The sequence below is a fragment of the Pseudoclavibacter sp. AY1H1 genome (assembly GCF_002931055.1).
Taxonomy (GTDB): Bacteria; Actinomycetota; Actinomycetes; order Actinomycetales; family Microbacteriaceae; genus Pseudoclavibacter.
On record NZ_PSXX01000019.1, the window covers coordinates 57,235 to 74,231 of the forward strand.

At 64.1% G+C, this 16,997-nt stretch carries 15 protein-coding genes; 11 read left to right on the forward strand and 4 right to left on the reverse strand.

Going from position 1 to position 16,997, the window contains the following annotated elements; translation table 11 throughout:
• From C5E05_RS19390 to C5E05_RS19400, 3 genes are read left to right on the forward strand one after another with little or no spacing between them, the layout of a single operon-like run.
• Entirely contained in the window at nucleotides 1-609 is a 609-nt protein-coding gene (locus tag C5E05_RS19390; RefSeq protein ID WP_104342875.1) for an A24 family peptidase, read from the forward strand.
• Nucleotides 610-634: 25 nt separating this feature from the next.
• A complete protein-coding gene (locus tag C5E05_RS19395) occupies nucleotides 635-1,168 on the forward strand; it encodes a macro domain-containing protein (protein WP_146081203.1) in 534 nt (177 codons plus the stop codon).
• 53 nt (nucleotides 1,169-1,221) lie between these two features.
• Nucleotides 1,222-1,497 carry a hypothetical protein gene (locus C5E05_RS19400; protein ID WP_104342877.1) on the forward strand — a complete coding sequence of 92 codons (276 nt, stop codon included), beginning with the start codon at nucleotides 1,222-1,224 and terminating at the stop codon, nucleotides 1,495-1,497.
• 129 nt (nucleotides 1,498-1,626) lie between these two features.
• Here the strand turns inward: C5E05_RS19400 and C5E05_RS19405 are convergent, their stop codons facing one another.
• The gene (locus C5E05_RS19405; RefSeq protein ID WP_104342878.1) at nucleotides 1,627-1,872 is read right to left on the reverse strand and encodes a hypothetical protein; all 246 of its coding nucleotides are present in this window, start codon (nucleotides 1,870-1,872) and stop codon (nucleotides 1,627-1,629) included.
• A gap of 187 nt (nucleotides 1,873-2,059) precedes the next feature.
• Between C5E05_RS19405 and C5E05_RS19410 the strand changes: the two genes are divergently transcribed.
• From C5E05_RS19410 to C5E05_RS19425, 4 genes are all read left to right on the forward strand, one after another.
• Nucleotides 2,060-3,214 carry a hypothetical protein gene (locus tag C5E05_RS19410; protein ID WP_146081204.1) on the forward strand — a complete coding sequence of 385 codons (1,155 nt, stop codon included), beginning with the start codon at nucleotides 2,060-2,062 and terminating at the stop codon, nucleotides 3,212-3,214.
• 436 nt (nucleotides 3,215-3,650) lie between these two features.
• Nucleotides 3,651-4,622: a hypothetical protein gene (locus tag C5E05_RS19415; protein WP_104342880.1), complete on the forward strand. Its 972-nt coding sequence runs from the start codon at nucleotides 3,651-3,653 to the stop codon at nucleotides 4,620-4,622.
• A 70-nt stretch (nucleotides 4,623-4,692) separates the two neighbouring features.
• Nucleotides 4,693-5,193, forward strand: coding sequence for a hypothetical protein (locus C5E05_RS19420; protein WP_104342881.1), 501 nt, complete (start codon nucleotides 4,693-4,695; stop codon nucleotides 5,191-5,193).
• A 23-nt stretch (nucleotides 5,194-5,216) separates the two neighbouring features.
• Complete coding sequence (locus C5E05_RS19425; RefSeq protein ID WP_104342882.1) at nucleotides 5,217-5,444, forward strand: hypothetical protein; 228 nt, start codon at nucleotides 5,217-5,219, stop codon at nucleotides 5,442-5,444.
• Nucleotides 5,445-5,464: 20 nt separating this feature from the next.
• Here the strand turns inward: C5E05_RS19425 and C5E05_RS19430 are convergent, their stop codons facing one another.
• From C5E05_RS19430 to C5E05_RS19950, 3 genes are all read right to left on the reverse strand, one after another.
• Nucleotides 5,465-6,511, reverse strand: coding sequence for a nucleotidyl transferase AbiEii/AbiGii toxin family protein (locus tag C5E05_RS19430; protein WP_104342883.1), 1,047 nt, complete (start codon nucleotides 6,509-6,511; stop codon nucleotides 5,465-5,467).
• A complete protein-coding gene (locus C5E05_RS19435; RefSeq protein WP_104342884.1) occupies nucleotides 6,504-7,154 on the reverse strand; it encodes a type IV toxin-antitoxin system AbiEi family antitoxin domain-containing protein in 651 nt (216 codons plus the stop codon). Before C5E05_RS19435 ends, C5E05_RS19430 begins: the two co-directional genes overlap by 8 nt.
• 68 nt (nucleotides 7,155-7,222) lie before the next feature.
• Nucleotides 7,223-8,539 (reverse strand): hypothetical protein, encoded by a 1,317-nt coding sequence (locus tag C5E05_RS19950; protein ID WP_146081205.1) that lies wholly within the window; start codon nucleotides 8,537-8,539, stop codon nucleotides 7,223-7,225.
• A 517-nt stretch (nucleotides 8,540-9,056) separates the two neighbouring features.
• On the opposite strand from C5E05_RS19950, the gene C5E05_RS19445 reads away from it, so the two are divergent.
• From C5E05_RS19445 to C5E05_RS19460, 4 genes are all read left to right on the forward strand, one after another.
• Nucleotides 9,057-9,236: a hypothetical protein gene (locus C5E05_RS19445; RefSeq protein WP_104342886.1), complete on the forward strand. Its 180-nt coding sequence runs from the start codon at nucleotides 9,057-9,059 to the stop codon at nucleotides 9,234-9,236.
• A gap of 246 nt (nucleotides 9,237-9,482) precedes the next feature.
• Nucleotides 9,483-14,390: a telomere-associated protein gene (locus C5E05_RS19450; protein ID WP_104342887.1), complete on the forward strand. Its 4,908-nt coding sequence runs from the start codon at nucleotides 9,483-9,485 to the stop codon at nucleotides 14,388-14,390.
• 7 nt (nucleotides 14,391-14,397) lie between these two features.
• Complete coding sequence (locus C5E05_RS19455; RefSeq protein WP_104342888.1) at nucleotides 14,398-15,258, forward strand: hypothetical protein; 861 nt, start codon at nucleotides 14,398-14,400, stop codon at nucleotides 15,256-15,258.
• A 113-nt stretch (nucleotides 15,259-15,371) separates the two neighbouring features.
• Entirely contained in the window at nucleotides 15,372-15,818 is a 447-nt protein-coding gene (locus C5E05_RS19460) for a hypothetical protein (protein WP_146081206.1), read from the forward strand.
• Nucleotides 15,819-16,997: the final 1,179 nt, after the last annotated feature.

The following is a 16,997-nucleotide window of genomic DNA, read 5'->3' on the forward strand; positions in this document are numbered from 1 at the left end:
ATGACCCGCACCGATCTGCGCGTCGCGCCTGCAGCCCCCGAATCGCTGCAGGCGCGTCGCCGCGGCGTCTGGACGTGGAGCGCAGCGGCCGGCATCGCCACGGCCGCACTCACCCTCCTCGCGGGGATCCTCGGCGAGAACTCCACGCAGTGGGCACTGCGCTGGGCGGGCCTCGCCGGAGTCGGCATAGCCATCGCCGTCATCGACGGGCGCCAACGCCGCATCCCTGACCGCCTCACCATCCCCACCCTCACGGCCCTGCTCACGAGCTACGCGTTCGCGATCGCACCCGACTCAGCTGGCATGATGCTCGCCCTCGGCACCGCTGGAGCCGCGGCCGCCGGTGCCGTCTTCTTCGCACTCGCTTTCATCGGCGGCATGGGCCTCGGCGACGTGAAGCTTGCCGCGCTCATCGGTGCCGCGATCGTTCCCGCCTTCGGCTGGCCGACGCTCCTCGCGGCCCTCATCGCCGCGTTCCTTCTAGGCTTCCCGCACGCTCTGTTGCGAGTGATTCGGCCACGCCGGGACACCCATATGCCGTTCGGCCCGTACCTGGTTGCCGGGGCGGCCGCCGTGGCCTTGACCATTCACCTTGCGCCACTCGTTTGAACTCATCCCAGCATCAGGAGCGCCCTTGAACACTCTCTCCCGTCGAACCCCGCTGGTTTCCGTGCACCAGGTCACCGGCGACATCTTCTCGATGACAGCAGACGCGTTCGTCAACCCGTGGAATCGGAACTTCGTCCCACGCCGGCTGCTGTTCCCGCAGGGGATCAGCGGCCACCTCAAGCGGCTCACCGGAAGCGAACCCTGGAAGCAGCTCGCCCGGGCTGGCACGCTGCCACTCGGTGCCGCAGTCGCGACCTCGAGCGGACACTGGACCAACACCCAGACGCTCATCCACGTTGCTGGCCTGGAATGGACCTGGAAAGCGAGCGAGCCCAGCGTCGGCGAATCGACCCGCAACGCCGTACTGTGCGCGAGCGAGCACGGCGCCACCACGCTCCTCATGCCCCTCATCGGCGCCGGCACGGGAGGACTCAGCGCCGCGCAGGCACGCAACGCCATCCTCGGAGCCCTCGAGGAATTCTCGGACACGGCAGCAGAAGCGAACACGAGCGAACTCCCCCTGCGCGTCTCCGTGGTTACCCGACCCGACTCGGCCTGACCTGCTCAACCTCACCCACCGGAATGTCGGTGGGCCGATGCAGGATGAGCCACATGACCACCACCATCAACGAGGAGATCTCCGTCGAACTCGTCGACGAAGCCCCTCACGTCTTCTGGTGGCAACGCTTCGCCTACCGAATCGTCGACACACCCCAGCTGTTCTACAAGCGGCGAGCCCCGTGGTGGACGAACGATCGAACTTCGATGCACCGCGTCGACGACGAGTTTTGGCGAGTCGCCGCGGTCCGTGACGGAGCTGAAGAAGAGCCCGAGCTCTACGACCTGAAGAACGACGGCGAGCGATGGATTCTGGCCATACGTTTCTGATCGGGGGGCCCGAACCAGGGACCCCGGAAGAGCATCGCCAGCTCGCGTCTGCGCGCGCAGCGGGCTTCCTCGACTACACACTCACGGAGCTCCGCTACGAGCGCCTGGTGGAGCAGGACACCGCTCATCTCAGGACGATTCTTGCCGGTCGGCGTGCACAGCCCCCGGAGCCAGGCCCTGAGCGCAGCCGGCACCCGCTCGTTGAGCAGGGGCGGCCGCAGTGAGTTCGCTGATGGCTTCGGATATCCCGCCGAACGCTGCTCCGAGCTCCCGCCACAGCTCCGGATCTGCGGAGGTGCGCCGCTTACCGAGCAAGGTGCCGAGATCACCGAGGTTCTGGGCGATTTCGTTGAGCTTCGCGATGTCGAGAGTCATGACCGCGCTGTATCGGCGGCCCCCAACACGCGAGAAGAACGCGTGGGGCGCTGGGCAGAGCATTGCGGCAGTTCAGCAAACGTAGAGACGGTTGACAACTCTCAGGACTACGTCTGGCCAGAAACTGTAGCGTTGACATTCCATCGGGAATCTAGGCGCTCTAGTTTCCAGTGACAGGAGGAGAACTGTGAGCACACAACCAGTGTCGATCTACGGCGCTATCGCCATCGCCCATTCCGGCGGCCTCGATCTCACTGACAGCACTTTCCGGAGCTACGCAAGCAAGGGTCGAGCACCTCGCGCAGTCACCCATGTGGGGCGGCAACCATTTTGGAATCCAGACGAGATCTGGCCCTGGGCGAAGCCTGCCGACAAGCGACGCGACAGCGAACCCGACCGACCCGGACCTCTGGAACTCGAGGCGCTTCATCTTCTCGCTGAGCCACCCGAAGATGAACTTGGCCAGGCCTACGCGGCCCTCCTCCAGCTACCAACCATCGTCGACAAGCTCGAGGCGGGCACGGCGTCACACAAGGAGAAGTACCTGCGCTCTGCTCGTGCGTCCATGGACCCGCCAATTGACTCGTTCACGCCTGCCTCGCTAGCCCGGTGGTTTTTCGCTTCGCGGCGCGCGCGCCAGACGCGCGAAGTCACCGCTGAACACCTGGCATTGACGCGTCTGGCACAACAGGAGGAGAGCACAGCGCGCAGCGACCTCAGCCGCGCCCGCGCCTGGCTACCCAAGGCGGCCGCGTGGGCGGAATGGGCGCAGCAAGATCTCGACCTCCGTGCGGATCACGTCGCCTTCGACCGTTGGCTCGACAGTTACGCCAAGCAGTTTCAGCCCCCCGCCCACGCGTTCATTTCGGTGAAGGAGTGGTGCTCTCAAGACCCCGCACGCGTCGCCTATCTGCACTCAGATCACTCCTATGGAGAACCCCCCACGGCGTGGAAGCGCCTGGACACCACACAGCAGAATCTCATCGCCGAGGACCGAATTGAACTTGCTGGTGCCGACTTCGGTTACCGGTGGAGGATTCCGGGACAACCACTTGAGCATCGGCTCAGCTGGCACGAATCGACAGGCGAGCTCTACCTGTGTGAAGCACTAAGACGCAACGGATCAAAGGTGCTTCCACTCACGCAATTGCCTGCCGGCACGACGCTCCGCCAGGTCATGGATTGGCTCCTGCCGTTCGAGCAGATGATCGGGCACCCGTCAGCATTTGGGCTCCTCTCCCTTGAACTCGAGGTACAACGTTCGACGAACTGGCGCAGCTTGAGCCCCTTGAATGATGCAGAACCACCATTCCCGTCCATGACAACAACGTCCGAGCAGTAGAGGATCCGCGGTGACAACCTCAACAGGAAGGCCTGCGGTCGAGCATTGACAACTTTCGCTGCTGCCCCACCCCGACCTGGATGCCTTTGCGAATGTGCGGTGGAGTTCAGGCCAGCCCGCCAACCGCGCAAGGCTCTCCCCGCGTTGGCTCCCCACCATCGCTTCGATCCCGCTCGCAGGGCACTTCTCCAAGGACCACCAACCCAAGCACTCATTGTCCTCTTCACCTCAAGCACGACCGTCGCGTCATCACGAGAGCGTGGAATCCCAGCAGCGAGCCAAACCAAGTATCACCACCGAAAACCTCGCCGCCCACAGTGAGCATGGAGACCTCAGGCGAACGTCTCCACCCCAAACCTTCCGACCCCAAATGTTGAGGGCGCGAAGTAAGAAGCACCCGGACCCACACACGTACGGACACGAAGGAGCGACCTCGATGGCCAACCAACGACTAGACAGCACGCGGGCGGTTTGCATTCCCAGGCCATGCACAAACGAGCGACATTTCCGCTGGGCCATCCACTTTCGGGCGAGCACGCAGCTGCGGTGCGACGTACTGCAGAAACAGCTGGATGAAACACTGATAGCGCGTCGCGACGACGACAGCCCTGGGCTTGACACCAAACCCTGGTGGCAAGAACAACAGAAACAGTGGGACCACTTGCAGGAACGTCGAAAGCGTAGGACGGTCGAAGACGCCATGGCGGCGCACGTCCCAGTCACCCCGACAGAAGCAGCCGAAGTGGCAGTGTCACGCAACGGTGAGCGTCAGCTCCTGGGCAGAGCAAGCACGTGGCTCGCCACCATCAACGTGATGGTGAGCTCCGACGTCTACCCCCTCAACGCGCGGCTACGTCGAGGCGAGTCACTCGAACACGTCACTGGCGCACTCTTGGACTACTACGGGTACGGAACACTGAAAGAGTTCGACACCGACGCACGTGAGATGTTCACAGACTTGGACGCCGAGCTACTGCTCGATGAACCAGTACGCCTCTACCGAGGAATCGGCCTACCCCTCCAGGACGAGTATCAACCAGTCGATTTCTGGGGACTCAGCGCGCACCTCCGGGACGGCATCCCACTGGATGTTCAGCCCCTCGTGGACACCGGATACGGGTTCGCCACACCACTCGAAGACATCGCAGCCTGCTTCGACGGACAAGACTCGCTCCTCGGGAAGGTATGCGATCCCGTGATGCTGGTGCTCGAGGTCCGCCGGGGAATATGCATCCCGGATCCCGCGCACAGGAGCAAAGAACTAACCGGCCTGACTGCTACAGAGCCTCTACTCAAGAATTCCATTGGCCAGGTACTCCTGCCGCCCGACAGCGAGTGGAGAGTCATCGAGTCCACACCAGCGACCGCTCAAGGGTGCGCGCGGATATCGCTCTCCCAATCGGCCTAACTCTTGCTCCGAAAAACCGAACACCTCAGCAGGAAGATGACTTGTCGGTGGCAGCACCTACCCTCGTCCCATGGATGATGCACTGGGGTTTTACGGGGTTCTCGTCGGCGCGGGAGTCACGCTGATCGGAACCGTACTTGTGCCGTGGCTACGGGACCACCTTGACAGACGCCGGCGCCAGCAGGACCAAGAGAGGCTGGAACGTCGAGACTGGCTCATGACCGCCCTCGCCGAGCTCTTGAATATGCGGCAGGCGAAAGCGACCAGAGATGGCTCAGTGGGCGCAGCCCAAGCCCGATACGGCGCCGCATTCAACCAACTGACTATTCGACTCACGCCCGACGAGCAGCCAGTCCTCGACATCCTCAACGCAATGCTCGCCATCGTTCAAGAGCCAACCGCCCAGACTCCGAGCATTGTCGGGAACGCGATGCTCGTCCTCACCTTGTGGGAGCGAGGCGATATCAAGACTTCCCAGGTTCTTAACGAGGTCGAGAGCCGAGCTCACCTCAAGTTCGACTACACCCGCGGACCAGAACCCATCGTTTCCTACATCCCACCCGGCACATAAACCTCCGCGAGACGAGCCCGAACATGCAGACCTTCAACCTCTTCATTCATCTCGATCGAGCCATCGACGAGGCCGAGTACGACCACCTTTTCGAAGCGGGCTTCGACGACGCCGCCCCCGGTATTGAGAACGGCATCGGCGTGCTCGACGTCAGCCGCCGTGCCGAATCGCGCGCCGACGCTGTCGAAAGCATCACTCGAGCCGTGGAACAAGCCGGCTTCAAAGTGACCGACATCCGAGCTTCGCCATAGGCAACCCAGCCCACCGGTCGCTACCTCCGTTGACGCCAGTGCCCGCTGACCTCAACGCCATTGCGAGTATGGGGCTGGATCCAGACCTGGCCGCCCGCACCTGCAGAGACCGGGCCGCTCACCCCATCCAACTGGTCAACCTCAACTGCCGTGTCAACCTGGGCGTGCTGGTCAGCACCCCACCCCTCGGTCGAGTTCCAGCGCCCCGTCGCCTCTCCACGAAGCACGGGAACGAGGCAGTCGTTGACCTCGCTCACTGCCGCATCGACGGACGCCACCCCGCGGCAGTGCGGCACACCGGCCGCCAGCTCGCGGTATCGCTGCTCCCACGTCGCGGGCACCGTGAGCTCGCTGATGGGGGAGAGCCCCCGTCTGTAGAGCCCCGTGTTGATCGCGAGCCGGAGCTCGTCGGCGTCGAACTGCTGCGTGCGCGTGAGCACGACCAGGTCGACGAGGTCTTTCGCTCGCGTCGACGCCAGCCCTTCATCGCCGTATCGGCGCACCGTCGCGCAGATCTTGTCCGCGATCTGATCGGTAACCGGATACATCCGGTACGGCACCGTCGACAGGAATGGCCGAGAAGGAACGTTCGCGGCCGGCAGCACGTCGACGCGGCCGACCGGCTCTGGGCTGACTACGACATCCATGCTGAGCACGCCGCGGCGCTGCTGCCCGATGTAGCACTCGAACGAGAGCGATGCGCCACTCTCACCGCCCACGAGCGCATGCCGTTTCTTGAGCACGAACCGCACGTGATCATCCGCGTCAGTAGCCGCAAGGCGCTGGAGATCCGCGATCGCCGCGGGAACGTCACCACCAGAGCGCTGCACGTCGACGTCGGTCGAGAAACGTCCATCCGGAACCCTGGCCAGGATCCCGAACCCACCCTTGAGCATCCACCCCGACTGCTGACCGTCGGCGAAGACTCGAGTCAGGAGACGGTGCTGCAGCAGCGTCAACTGCCGCTCCTGCACAGTCCTCGGCGTCGGCCAGGCATCATCGTTCTTCGCGATCGCACCCATGGCGCTCACCACGGCGCGCGCATCACCGTAGCGACGGTCAGACATACTGCGGCGCCCGCAGCTGCTCCTGCACGTACCCCTCGAGAGCCGCCCGGGTCGTCGGTTCGAAGTTCGCGTAGGCAGCTTCCAGCTCGAAAGTCGATGTCTTCCCGTCTCGCAGCGCGTCGACGACGAGGTCTCCCACCAGGGAGAGATCGACCGGGTAGGCGCCCTGCACGAGATCCCGCACCAGGCGGGGAATCGTCAGCACGGGGAGCCCCTTGACCGTCGTAACCTCCGTGTCGGAGAGCTGCTCGATGCGGAAGCGCACAGACGCCTGGCGACTCTGGCGTCGAACTGGAGTCACGAGCTCGTACTCGTGAACGGTGAGATCCCCGACCTCGTGCAGGCTCGCCGCCACAACTCCTCCGAACACCACCGCCCCATCCGAAGGCCGCAGGGTTCGCCCTTCCGGCGCCGCGCTCGCGTCGAGTCCCATCCACAGGGCGCAGAGGTGCTCGTTCTCCGCGCGCGGCGCCCCGGTCAGGCGATAGACGCCGTGCTGCAGGCGCTCAAGCAGGCCGGCGTCTGCCATCCGCAGCAGCTGCGCACGCGAAACGCCGCGAGAGATTGCCTGCGCAGACGTCAGGAGCCCCCACTGTTCTGAAGTGAGCTCACTGATCGCGCGCAGTGCGCCGAATGTGTCCATGCTTCAAAGCATACGTTGAACGTGTGTTTTGAAGCACATTCCCGTGTAATCACACTTTGAGGCCCCCATCACTCGTGGACCACCCACACACGCCGGGGGGCACCGTCGACCCGATGTACTTGGCTTCGTTTCCCGTCAGGGCCCGGTGAAATGAGACCCGCTTGCTCGAGCTCTTCCCCCAGACGAGCTACGGAAAGTCGGCCATACCTCTGCGATCGGCGCGACAGCAAAGCGTGAGCTTCTCGGGGGACGACAAGGAGCTTGTCGCCACGGAATCCCCCGATGACGCGTCCACCCACGCGCAGCACAGCGCCCTGAGCTACAGGGAACTCACTGACCAGCTCACTCACCGCGGCGCGCAGGTCGGCACCCACATCACGCTTTGCAACCTTCGGTCGTGACGTTGCCTTGCTCGCACGTTCGGCGGTGCCGGTGTTTCCCACCGGCACCGCACTATCGGACGCAGGGGTCGCACCAGCCTCATCAACCCGAGCATCGAACTCGGTATCAACGTCAACGATTTCGTCTTCCCACCTGGGCAGCATGAACTCCACATCCTGGCGAAGCGACTCCATGAGCGACCCCAAGCCAACGCCGAGAGGAACCCCCTTTTCAGCCAGCATTTTGCCCATGAGATGAAGACCGAACGCAGCGTCCACTCGGGCGCGAACCTGCAACCTGAGTGGGCGACCCCTGGAACCTGCACGACTGACGATGCGGTCGAATGCCTCCTCCGTGAACCTCCGGTGCTCCGAGTCCACGTTCTGAGCCTCCGAGATCCAGTCTCGGTAGACACGCCCCAGCTGACATCGCGCCTCTGTCCCCGTTCGCCCTTTCATCACTCGTGACACCACCAACGGCACTTCCACAAAGTGGGACTCCACTCGATACACCGACGGCGACATCCTCGCGGAGTGTCCGTAGATCGAAGCAGTCAGGACTGTAGACAGCGGCCCACCGGTCAAGCCTCTATCCGGCCCGCCATCAGACCTCCCCAGCACATGCGCTGCGATCTTGTCGAGCCTGCCAACGCTTGCAGACTGTCCAGCCGAGGACACGACGTCGTCAATGAAGAATGTGCCCCGTTCAGCAGCATCAATGGCACGGCGGAGGCCAACCCAGGTGCTCCCAAGGTCGGGAGCTCCCCAAGCAGAGGCGGCCGGGCCCAGCAGCGGGTGATCCGTCGCGAACTGCGTCGCAATCTTTCCCAGCGACGTCTTCCCGGTGTAGGACGGCCCCACGATGTGCATGGGGAGTGACATCGGAGTGAAGACCCCAAACCAAGCCGCCCCCAGCACTGGCGCCACCATCTCTGTCGGCAAGCTCAAAAGAGGCTCAACACCACTACGCCACCACTCCGCCACCTGCGTTCCGCGCTCTGCCATGGCCAGATGATCCCACTCGCAACCCAGGTTGTACCTCAGACCACGCGTGGCTTCCCCGAATGTCGACCGCCCCATCCAGGAGGAAAACGACGGTGTAACGGTGTTACGGTGCATAACTTGCCGCTGATCAGGACTTTTTAGCAAATACCAGGATTCGACCTCACGAAGGCGTAAATAGCCTCGGACCAGGTCTTTAACGCATTTCGGGTCACCTTGAGCCCTGATACACCTTTCCAGCAACAGCCCTTCATGTGCACCAAGGGTGCAAACGTCGGTGTTGTCGAGCAATTTTCTTCAGGCGAGTTGTCCAAATTCAGTCATCGACGGGGCACTACCCAGACATGACCTCTGAGCGCAGCTCCAGCACCGATGGCGGATCCGGGCGACACGCCCAAATGTGTGCATGCAGTTCTACGTCCAGCGACAAGATGTGCTCATGCGTATGCGAGAGATCGCCACTAAAGGCGGCAATGTCCGGTACCGGACCACTGGTCCCACGGTCCCCGTTCAGTCCCGCGTGCCCGAAGAAACTCGCGACCTGCTCGCCGACGGCGCAGCCCGCAGCAACATGTCCACGAACCTCTACCTCGCAAAACTCCTCGAGGTCCTCGCCCGCCAGGAAGCCGACGGCACCCTGCCTGTGCTCGAGATCGACAACCTCGATGAGGTCATACGGAAGGACACCATGGCGGCGTAACAAAAAGAAGATCGCCCCTAGGACTGGCAGGTCCGGGGCGATCTCGAAGATTTCTCGCTACAGCTCTTGGCGGAGTTGAAGCGGGTACCTCGGCTCTGGTCTGGCAACCAGGACGAGGCGGACAACGTTCTTGGGAAAGAAGTTGAAGATCTGGAAAGGATCTCTTGCAGTGAATGGTAACGCGCTAGCGGCGTATCTGCACCCACTTCTGTGGTGTGTTGCCGCTGTGAACACGGTGGTGGTCGCATGACCATCGCCCCGTTCGGCGCATCCGAGACCTCGATCGAGCGCGTACGTCGCGCTCTCGAGGCACACGACTGCCGCCCCAAAGGACGCTCCAACAACTTCATCGCCCTGTGCCCAGTCCATGGCGACAGCAACGCCTCCCTGTCCGTGACGTACGACCAATCCGGCGGCCGCACTCTCGTCAACTGCTTCACCTGCAAAGCCCGCTTCGACGACATCGCCGACGCCATCGGCCTCACCGCACAGGACCTCTTCGACGCCCCACTGCCGGCACGCGAAGACCGCCCCCGCAACAAAAAACGCAGCACACCCCGCAAGAAGCTCGCCCCAATCCCGGCGCGCCTCTGCCGCACCATCACCGCGGATCCGCCAGCCTCGGCATGGCAAGAGACCGCCACCTACGCCTACACCGACGCCCAAGCGACGCTGGTGCAAGAAGTCGTGCGCGAAGAAGCAGACCATGACGGAAACCACCACAAGCGCTTCAAACAGCGCTACGTCAACGACTCCACCGGTCGCATGGTGCAACGCAAGCCCGCGGGCTTCGAGCCGGTCTTCTACCGTGCTCCAGAGGTAGATCACGCCCTCAAGACCGGGCAGATCATCTGGATCGTCGAGGGGGAGAAAGACGCCGACAACGCCGCCGAACAGGGCGTCTGCGCAACCACCAACGCACAAGGCGCGTTGAGCTTCCCCACCGAACTGCTCGACCAGCTCAGCGGCGCCTCGGTCGCGATCGCAGCTGACCGTGACAAGGCCGGCTGGACGCGAGCAGTCGAGCTCCACGGCGAACTCACGAAGCGCGGCTGCACCACGCAGATCCTCGCCCCTGTCCCGACAGACGCCAAGGCCGATCTTTCCGACCACCTGGCCGCCGGCTACTCGATCAACCAGCTCCTCCCCGTATCCATCGACGATGCCCGAGCACTAGCTGCAGCAGCGACTGCAGCAGGCACTCTCGAGCAGATCCACGAATGCCGCGATGAGGCTCACGCCCGCCTCGAACGAGGCGAGCCAGCCCTCGTGCAGCGCTGGGCAGAGGAGAGCGAACGCCTCCTCGAACGCGTCTCAGACCCCGCTGCGCCTGCCGTCCGAGTCGGAAAACTCGGGGCCGATGCCCTCGAGCGGCACACCGATGTCGTTCGCGAAGCAGCGCAGACCGTGCGAGAGGTGTTCCAGCTCGCCAACCTCAACGTGCCCGATGCCGTGGAGAAGCGACACCTCGCCGTGCTCGTACCAGCCACGGACGACAAGCCCGCAGAGGGCGCAGACGTTCCTCGAATCAGTGAATTCCTCGACGACCCGAACATCGGCACCGACTACATCGTGCGAGGTGGGGAAACCGTGCTCATCAAGCTCGAGCGCAACGGCGACACCTGGCGCAAGCGCTACCACCGCGTCATCCGCGGGTGGGCTGAGATCGAGTCCGTCTACGTCGAAGACGACGGCCTCGAGCAAACCTCAGCCCGCAGCACTCACCGCGTCACCGTGAACTTCCACCGCTGGCAGCGCGACGACGCCGGCCTTCCGATGTTCGGCGACGACGGCGCACACATCATCGAAACTGCCCGCGTCTCCTGGGATGCCGACCAAATCCGCGACGGCTCATGGGTCAACGCCCTACCGTGGCCAGCGATGCTCGAATCGACAAGCCGTCGAGGGAAAGACACAGCCTGGGACGCGATCCACAACGCCCGTCAGGCGCCCGCGTACCGCAAGCCCGTCTACACAGCCACCGGGTGGCGCCAAACGGACACCGGCCGGGTCTACGTCCACGGTAGCGATGCAATTGCCCGCGGAGGAGAGCTCGGCGTCGCCGTCGAACTCCCTGGAAAGTTCGGTCAGCACTACCAGCTGCCGGCACCATCACGGGATGCTCTGCAGCTGCGCCAAGCTTGGCTCGACGGCGCTGTACCGCTCACCGAACTTCCCGCCCGTATCTTCGCGCCGCTCCTCGGCACGATCTGGGAAAGCGTGTGGGAACCGGCACCGCTCGTCACCCATCTCTACGGCGGCCGCGGCTCCGCGAAGACCAGCACCGCGCGCCTCGGCATGCAGTTCGTAGCGCCAGAGCTCAACCACCGCCAGAAGACCCACCGGGCCATCATGAGCGCCGCGAACCGGGGGAGCAGCTTCATCGGCATCAGCCGGGCACTCTCCGCACTGCGCGATGTCCCCGTGCTCGTCGACGACCTCGCCCCCGACGGAGACCCCGCGGCCGCTGAGCAGAAACTCGCCGAGATCGCTCGCCTGCTCTACAACGGACAAAGCCGCCTCGTCGGCGGACAAAAGGGCGGCATTCGCCAGGACGATGAGATCCGCTCAACCGTCATCACCACGGGCGAGCTCACAACCACGGGCTCTGCGAACACCCGCATCATGTCCATCCCCATCGACCTCGGCACCTACAAGAACACCGGCGAGCTCTTCGCACGCCTCGAAACCAAACACTGCCGCGAGTCCCGCGGCCTCCTCGGCGCCAGCCTCATCGAATGGCTCGCCGAGAACCACGACCGCATTTCTGAACAGCAGCGCGAGGAACAAGAGTCCCCGAAAGAAGACGCGCGTCTCCAAGGATGGGTGAGCCGCATCGGTCGCCTCCCCTTCGACGATGGACTCCGTGGACGTCTCGTCGAAGGCGCTGCCGCCGCGCACCACGGCATCGGTCTCATGCTGCAAATGCTCGTCGAACGCGGCGCACTCACCTTCGATGAAGCGAACGCGGTCAACGACTGGGCCGTGGAAGGCATCGTCCAGGCTGTCGCGCTGCAGCCCGCTGAGCTCGGCGACGCCGGCCACCAACTACTACGCCTCATCCGCGAAGGACTCTCCTCCGGTGGCTGCTACATCGCGAACCCGGACGGATCACCGCCCGAGGAGCATCTAGCGCTCGGCTGGACCCACCGCCAGACCGGCGGCCCAATGAGCCCGGACGCGATCGTACCCACCAGCTCCAACCGCGTCGGCGTCATCAAGGGAGACCGTCTCTACCTGTTCCCCACCGTCGCACTCTCCGTCGCGAAATCCGTGGCCCGAGGCGCCCAGGAAACGTTCGCAGAAACTGCTGTCTCCGTCTCCTCAGCACTCCGAGGACACGGCTGGATCAGCCCCGACAGCGCCGGCAAGAGCGCCACAGTCCGACGCATCAACGGCGCGGTCGCTCGCGTCTGGGACCTGCCCCTCGAGGTGCTCCTCGGCGAAGACCCCGACGAACTCCCGGACGACTCCTTGCCACCCACACCCCTCACCCCGGAGCCGGGGATCCCCGCGATCGACGAGGACTTCACGCCAGAAGCACCAGTCGAACAGCCACAGCTGATCGAGGTCGAAGTGCCGGCGACCGCTGCACCCGTGGAGACCCCAGCTGCGGCAGCTCACGCAGTCGCGGAGCAGCCGGCAGCGAAGGCAGCTCCAGAGCAGCACGTCACCCGTTCCGTGGCGTCGCAGGCACCCACGACGTCGTTCCGCGCGGCCGCAGCGGTACTCGACGCCGGCCACCAGCTCTACATCCCTGGAGCAGCCCCGATCCTGCTCGAGCAGCCCATCCGCCACCTCGGAGATATCGCCCAGCTCACCATCGATTTCAAGCTCGGCACGCTCACCGAGGAATGGACACTCGCCGATGGTTCGAAGCGCAGCCGACGCGAGTGGGGACAGATCTGGCTCACCCGAGAGGCCGCGATCGAGCTCGGGATCCCGCTCGAGCAACTACCCCCTGTCCGTTACCAGCTCAGCAACGCGCTCAAGGAGCTCACGCAGGATCATCCGATCATCACCGACGCGCAGCTCGACGGCTGGATCATCAACGCCAGCTCGCTCTCCGCGACGACCCGCGTCAAGCGCGACAACGAGCACGGCGCCATCATCACCATCGCCCCGCTGCTCGGGGACGACGCACACTTCGTCGCCGACAACCCAACACCCGGGGATCTCGCAAACCGCCTGCAGGCCTTCGCCGACGCACTGCGATACCCGTACACGGTCAGCGCGACGTCGACGGCCTTCAACCTCATGGACGCCACGCGTCGACGCTCCCGGGACAGCGATCGCCTCTTCGCTCCCACCCCGCACATCGAGCCGCACACGTTCCCGCTCGATCGCGACCTGCACTGGACGCGACAGCTCACCGACGCCGAGCTCAACCACACCTACGTTCACGGCTACGACCGGGGAGGTTCCTACCTCGCAGCCGCCGGCGGCCTCAGCTTCGGTATCGGGGCAGCCGAGCACCGCGACGCCCCCACCTTCGACCCGAAGAAGCCACTCCCCGGCTACTGGCGAATCACGGCCCCTGAGCACGAGGAATGGCTCGCTCCCAACCCCATCACCTCCAACCCCGGCTCGACGCCGGCAGGGCAGGATCTGTGGGTCACCACGCCTCGCCTGCGATACGCGATCGAGTGCGGCTACACCGATATCGAGATCCACGAAGCGTGGGTCTGGACGGAGCACAAGCGCTTCCTCGAGCAGTGGGTGAACCGCGTCCGCGACGCCCGGACCAGCCTCGACACGGTCAACCCCAACGACCAGGCCGCGCGCAAGGTCCTCAAGGAGCTTTACGTCCGCTCGTTCGGGATGATGGACTCCACCACGTTCCGCGTCGGCAAGAAGAACTTCGCGCCCGAGCGATTCCACATGATCCAGGACCAGGCGAGCGTCAACATCCTCCGCCTCGTGAACAAGATCGGCACCGAGCAGGGCCGGTGGCCCGTCGCGATCGACAAGGACCTGATCCTCTACACGAGCGACGTCGCCGACCCCCTCGAAGCCTGGCCAGGCGAGACGAACAAACTCGGCCGCGGCCTCGGGCAGTACAAGCCCGAGCTCACCGGCAACCTCGCCGACGTCCTCCCGCACCTCACCGGCGCAGCCTTCCGAGGCAAAGACGCCATGAAGTACCTGAAGTAGGTCGAGCATGAAGCACTCATTCGACGACAATCTCCGCCAGGCGTTCCCCGACAACGACGACCGAAGCAAATTCGGCGTCGACGTCAACGCCGTAGCCAAAGCCTACGGACGCAGCCCCACCAGCGTCCGCCGCTGGCTCAACGGCACCCAACAAGCACCCGACGACATCGCCCGCAAGGCCAGCCGACGAGCGAGCCGAGCCCGCACCACCGCCGGCACTGCAATGGTCGAACGTCGCGAACGGGAACAAGCCCGCCAGCTGGGCGTCTCGACCCGCAACAAGTTCCTGCACGCCTTCACCGGCAACAAGGCCCTGAACACCGACGACCACGCGACGCCCTCCGAGATGCTGCACACGCTCTTCCCCTCCGCCAAGAACCCCTCCGGCGTCGACACGAAGGCAGCAGCAGCAGCGTTCGGGCGAGCGCCGAGCACCGTGCGCCGCTGGATCTCGCAGAAGTCCAAGCCGAAGCCCGATGTGCTCCACAGCCTCAGCGGCCGCGTTCGGAAGATCGCGACCACCGCACAAGGGCGAGCAGCCGCCCTGCGCGCCTCGCAGACGCAGCTGCAGAACACCGGCCGCAACAAGGTCCGTATCGCCGTCGACGCACTCCAGGGGCCGCCATCGAAGAGCCCCGGCATGTTGCAGGGCGCCTACGTCCGTAAACGCACCACCGTCGTTGACATGGACTGGAACGAGTACAACAAGCTCGTCGACGCCTGGGCACGCGGCGGCGACCAGGCAGCACAGCAAGAGATCCTCGACCACCTCGAACGCCGGGGATACCCCAGCGACTTCAGCTTCGCGGAAATCAACAACATCGGCATCGGCACCAACGACAAGCCGAACAACCTCACCTGGAGCTAGCCCCTGTGCAGACCTACGAGTGCGTCTATTGCCACCGGAACGGACTCCGTCAGTTCAGGCCGCACGGCGTCGGAACCCACGAATGCGCAGTCGACTCGTCTTGCGTGGAGCGAATGGCATCCAAGCTGCCACCACATGACAGCACTCTCCGGTACCCCGACGGCCTAGGAACTACCGCGTCGACCTTTGTCGTGCTGGACAGATACGCCCGTGCGGCTCTGCCCACAAAGCTCCGCCACAGTTACGAGGACGCCTATTTCCGTGCCCTCACGTCCAGGCTGCTTCGTGTCGAAGACCTCGAGATGAGAGATCAAGGCCTGCTCGAGAGCGAGATCCGCGACACCTTCGAAGACGCTCTCCCGACACCCCTAGGCATCAGGTTCACCGTGCTCTGCGGCTCTGACAGCACCTGCACTGTCACCGTGCACGTTCGTGACCGCAGCCCAAGCACTCAACTCGACTCCATCGACGCAATCCGCTCGACCTCAACCAAATTCCGCGGGCGCGCCAACCTAGTTGTGACCTTCGCCGACGACCTTCAGCACACGTCAGACTCCTAATCCCAGGAGGTCCGAGCTTGTCGTGCGACACCCCTGGCCGCGAGAGAGCGCCGCACCGTCTTCAGAGCCGGCAGTGGCGCACCAGGGAGCCACGCTTCCGTGGAGCCTCGAGCAATGAAGCCAGGCTGCACACGCACTCTCCAGGGGCCTACGCGGTCCAGGACGTCATGCTTCATGGCGTCGGCGATGAATCGGTTCGGGACCAGCAGCTCATCGAGAGTCCGAGCGCCGTACATCGTCGATCGCGTTCGATACTCAGCGCTGGCGCGAGTCACACGAGCCAGGCAGAGATGACTCCGGCCGTCGAGTTCGACGAGCTCCACCCAGTGAGGCTCGAGCCACCCGTTCTCGGTCCACCCAACGTTCGGTGCGAGCTCATCCCGATGGAAAGCTCTCGCGACTTCAACCGCTTGCCGCGCCTTGCGCTCCTGCTCCTCCAACACCGATAGCGGCATCCCCACTTCGCGCCACAAGGCCGGCGATCGGTCGACCGGGAACCCCTCACGGACCCAACGTCGAACGGTCTGAGCAGAGACACCCTCACCCGCTGCGACGAGCTCAGCGTTGAGCCGCCCGTCGCTACTCCGGGCGTCATGCACCCATGCCAGGAAGGCACTCAGATACGTCCCCTTGAGCTCAGGGACGGGCCGACGTCTAGCCATGGTCAGTCCCGACTTCAGTGACGCGAGGAGGCCTCCCCGTGCCCCGCAAACCGCGCAAGCGAATCCACGCCACAATGTCGTCCTCATCCCATCCGGGAGTTCGGGATTCAGGTGGGGTCACAGGATCCGGGAACACGACGTCGGGATCCTGCCGATACCGATAGTGCCGAACTGAAGACGGCTTGACGTCGAGCATCCGCGCGATGTCGGCGTAGTACACGATCCGCTTGGTCATGATGATCACCTCACCGACATAGTACCTGTGACAGTTACGAAACCTACACATATCACCCGAACACCAGGCAGAGCACAACTGTGCAACAGAAACGCAACACACAAGAACCCCCCTCAGGAACAAATCCGTCAACTCGTACACAGAAGTGCGCGGCACCCCCGAACCCCCGACTCAAAGCAGACCGTCCAGCACGCTGAGACGAGACCCATCAGGCCATCGTGACCCGCAGCGCAACCGGCTTGCCGGTTGCTGAGAGAGTGCGCGAAGCGGACTCCCCTGCCC

Bases quoted from the DNA above. Each gene is read 5' to 3' on its own strand.
- C5E05_RS19415 (WP_104342880.1), top strand. From the start codon at position 3,651: ATGGCCAACCAACGACTAGACAGCACGCGGGCGGTTTGCATTCCCAGG.
- C5E05_RS19400 (WP_104342877.1), top strand. From the start codon at position 1,222: ATGACCACCACCATCAACGAGGAGATCTCCGTCGAACTCGTCGACGAA.
- C5E05_RS19425 (WP_104342882.1), top strand. From the start codon at position 5,217: ATGCAGACCTTCAACCTCTTCATTCATCTCGATCGAGCCATCGACGAG.
- C5E05_RS19420 (WP_104342881.1), top strand. From the start codon at position 4,693: ATGGATGATGCACTGGGGTTTTACGGGGTTCTCGTCGGCGCGGGAGTC.
- C5E05_RS19430 (WP_104342883.1), bottom strand. From the start codon at position 6,511: ATGTCTGACCGTCGCTACGGTGATGCGCGCGCCGTGGTGAGCGCCATG.
- C5E05_RS19390 (WP_104342875.1), top strand. From the start codon at position 1: ATGACCCGCACCGATCTGCGCGTCGCGCCTGCAGCCCCCGAATCGCTG.
- C5E05_RS19450 (WP_104342887.1), top strand. From the start codon at position 9,483: ATGACCATCGCCCCGTTCGGCGCATCCGAGACCTCGATCGAGCGCGTA.
- C5E05_RS19435 (WP_104342884.1), bottom strand. From the start codon at position 7,154: ATGGACACATTCGGCGCACTGCGCGCGATCAGTGAGCTCACTTCAGAA.
- C5E05_RS19455 (WP_104342888.1), top strand. From the start codon at position 14,398: ATGAAGCACTCATTCGACGACAATCTCCGCCAGGCGTTCCCCGACAAC.
- C5E05_RS19405 (WP_104342878.1), bottom strand. From the start codon at position 1,872: ATGACTCTCGACATCGCGAAGCTCAACGAAATCGCCCAGAACCTCGGT.
- C5E05_RS19950 (WP_146081205.1), bottom strand. From the start codon at position 8,539: ATGGCAGAGCGCGGAACGCAGGTGGCGGAGTGGTGGCGTAGTGGTGTT.
- C5E05_RS19460 (WP_146081206.1), top strand. From the start codon at position 15,372: ATGGCATCCAAGCTGCCACCACATGACAGCACTCTCCGGTACCCCGAC.